The 3520-nt window shown below is 47.7% G+C and carries 2 rRNA genes; both read right to left on the bottom strand.

Annotation, left to right across the window (positions count from 1 at the left end):
- Window positions 1–239: 239 nt before the first annotated feature.
- Window positions 240–355, bottom strand: a 5S ribosomal RNA gene (gene rrf / locus B8965_RS12185).
- A gap of 120 nt (window positions 356–475) precedes the next feature.
- A 23S ribosomal RNA gene (locus tag B8965_RS12190) occupies window positions 476–3416 on the bottom strand.
- Window positions 3417–3520: the final 104 nt, after the last annotated feature.

Genomic DNA, 3520 nt, shown 5'->3' on the forward strand with positions numbered 1-3520 from the left:
TTTAAAAGCTAATGAAATGCTTCATAAAGTAGAAAAAGCTATTGGGTTTGATAGATAGTATTATATCTTTACAAAAAAACAGGTTTGTCCTCGAGGCAAACCTGTTTTTTAATGCTTTTTCTCAATTTAGTTATTAAATTTACCTTTTTATCTTTTCTTCTGTCAATATGTTTTAGTTCATTACTCGACTAATTTAAGTAAATAAAAGAAACCACCTAATTAGGTGGTTTCTTTTGTGTTCCCGGCGACGACCTACTCTCCCAGGACCTCTGGTCCAAGTACCATCAGCGCTGGAGGACTTAACTACCGTGTTCGAAATGGTAACGGGTGTGACCCCTCCGCTATTATCACCGAGAAAATATGTAATTGTTGAGCAAACAATATATCCTTTATCTGTTTAAGTATTTTTCCTACTTAAACTTTAAATGATACTTTGCTCTCTCAAAACTACACAGTGAAGATTTTCGTCTTTATTTAGGTCAAGCCCTCGACCTATTAGTACTAGTCCGCTAAATACCTCACGGCACTTACACTTCTAGCCTATCTACCAGATATTCTCTCTGGAGTCTTACCAGCTTACGCTGTGGGAAATCTCATCTTGAGGTAGGCTTCGCGCTTAGATGCTTTCAGCGCTTATCACTTCCAAACGTAGCTACCCAGCTATGCCTCTGGCGAGACAACTGGTACACCAGCGGTTTGTCCAACCCGGTCCTCTCGTACTAGGGTCAGATCCTCTCAAATTTCCTACGCCTGCGATGGATAGGGACCGAACTGTCTCACGACGTTCTGAACCCAGCTCGCGTACCGCTTTAATGGGCGAACAGCCCAACCCTTGGGACCTACTACAGCCCCAGGATGCGATGAGCCGACATCGAGGTGCCAAACCTCCCCGTCGATGTGGACTCTTGGGGGAGATAAGCCTGTTATCCCCAGGGTAGCTTTTATCCGTTGAGCGACGGCACTTCCACTCGCAACCGCCGGATCACTAAGTCCTACTTTCGTACCTGCTCGACTTGTCAGTCTCGCAGTCAAGCTCCCTTATACCTTTACACTCTTCGCGCGATTTCCATCCGCGCTGAGGGAACCTTAGAGCGCCTCCGTTACCTTTTGGGAGGCGACCGCCCCAGTCAAACTGTCCACCTGACAATGTCCTCTTTCCCGCTTCAGGGAAATGAGTTAGAATTTCAGTACCTCAAGAGTGGTATCCCACCAGTGACTCCACGCATGCTGGCGCACACGATTCCTAGTCTCCCACCTATCCTGTACATGAGGCACCAAAACCCAATATCAAGCTACAGTAAAGCTCCATGGGGTCTTTCTGTCCTATCGCAGGTAACCGGCATCTTTACCGGTACTTCAATTTCGCCGAGTCTCTTGTTGAGACAGTGCCCAGATCGTTACGCCTTTCGTGCGGGTCGGAACTTACCCGACAAGGAATTTCGCTACCTTAGGACCGTTATAGTTACGGCCGCCGTTTACTGGGGCTTCAGTTCAAAGCTTCGCCCGAGGGCTAACCTTTCCCCTTAACCTTCCAGCACCGGGCAGGCGTCAGCCCTTATACGTCAGATTTCTCTTTCGCAAGGACCTGTGTTTTTGCTAAACAGTCGCCTGGGCCTATTCACTGCGGCTCTCTCAGGCTTCATTTGAAAATGTCACCTTATCAGAGCACCCCTTATCCCTAAGTTACGGGGTCATTTTGCCGAGTTCCTTAACAAGAGTTCTCTCGCGCGCCTTAGGTTTCTCACCCTACCTACCTGTGTCGGTTTACGGTACAGGCACCTGATATACTCGCTAGTAGCTTTTCTCGGCAGTGTGGGATCAGCGACTTCGGTACTTAATTTCCCTCGCATTCGCTTCTCAGGATATGTGTCAGGCGGATTTGCCTACCTGACTCCCTACTAGCTTAGACGCATCACCAACTGTGCGCTCCACCTACCCTACTGCGTCACTACTTCACTCAAGCGCATATCCGGTGGTATCGGAATCTCAACCGATTTTCCATCGACTACGCCTTTCGGCCTCGCCTTAGGTCCTGACTTACCCTGGGCGGACGAGCCTTCCCCAGGAAACCTTAGGTTTTCGGCGGGCAGGATTCTCACCTGCCTTTTCGCGTACTTATACCGGCATTCTCTCTTCTTAGCGCTCCAGCACTCCTTTCGGTATACCTTCGCTGCGCTAAGAATGCTCCCCTACCCTCGTACCAGTAATCTGGTACAAGCCGAAGCTTCGGTGACGAATTTGAGCCCCGTTACATTTTCGGCGCAGAACCGCTGGACCAGTGAGCTATTACGCACTCTTTAAATGATGGCTGCTTCTAAGCCAACATCCTGGTTGTTTCTGCAGTTCCACATCCTTTCCCACTTAATTCGTCTTGGGGACCTTAGCTGTCGGTCTGGGTTGTTTCCCTCTCGACTATGAAGCTTTTCCCCCATAGTCTGACTCCTAACTATTAATTTACGGCATTCGGAGTTTGATATGGTTCGGTAATCTGCGAAGACCCCTAGCCAATTCAGTGCTCTACCTCCGTAAATCTATAAGTTAAGGCTAGCCCTAAAGCTATTTCGGGGAGAACCAGCTATCTCCGGGTTCGATTGGAATTTCACCCCTACCCACACCTCATCCAAGCACTTTTCAACGTGCCCTGGTTCGGGCCTCCACGTTATTTTACTAACGCTTCACCCTGGACATGGGTAGATCACCCGGTTTCGGGTCTACGCCAGCAAACTATTTCGCCCTATTAAGACTTGCTTTCGCTTCGGCTTCGGCTTCTCACCTTAACCTTGCTTGCTAACGTAACTCGCCGGTCCGTTCTACAAAAAGTACGCCACTACACCAATAATGTGCTGTGACAGATTGTAAGCATACGGGTTCAGGTTCTATTTCACTCCCCTCCCGGGGTGCTTTTCACCTTTCCCTCACGGTACTAGTTCACTATCGGTCGCTAAGGAGTATTTAGCCTTGGGGGGTGGTCCCCCCAGATTCCCACGAGATTTCACGTGCCTCGTGGTACTCGGGATACCCGCCGGTTCGCTTTTCTTTTCGCTTACAGGACTGTTACCTTCTGCGGTTGACCTTTCCAGATCTATTCGACTAAGAAAATTGAACTTTATGCAGGTCCCACAACCCCAATCCCGAAGGATTGGTTTGGGCTTTTCCCTTTTCGCTCGCCGCTACTAGGGGAATCGAGTTTTCTTTATTTTCCTCCGGGTACTTAGATGTTTCAGTTCCCCGGGTTGCCTTCATATACCTATGTATTCAGTATATGATACTTGGATATTACTCCAAGCAGGTTGCCCCATTCGGAAATCTACGGATCGAAACTTGCTTGCAGCTCCCCGTAGCTTATCGCAGCTTACCACGTCCTTCATCAGCTCTTAGCGCCAAGGCATCCACCGTATGCCCTTTATAACTTGACCTTAATTTATATAAATAAACTCGCGTTTATTTATTTCTTTATTACTAAATTAAACTAAAATAAATACCTTAATGTAAATCAAGGTATAAATTAAATAAATTTAAT

The organism is Desulfonispora thiosulfatigenes DSM 11270 (assembly GCF_900176035.1).
GTDB lineage: Bacteria > Bacillota > Peptococcia > Peptococcales > Desulfonisporaceae > Desulfonispora > Desulfonispora thiosulfatigenes.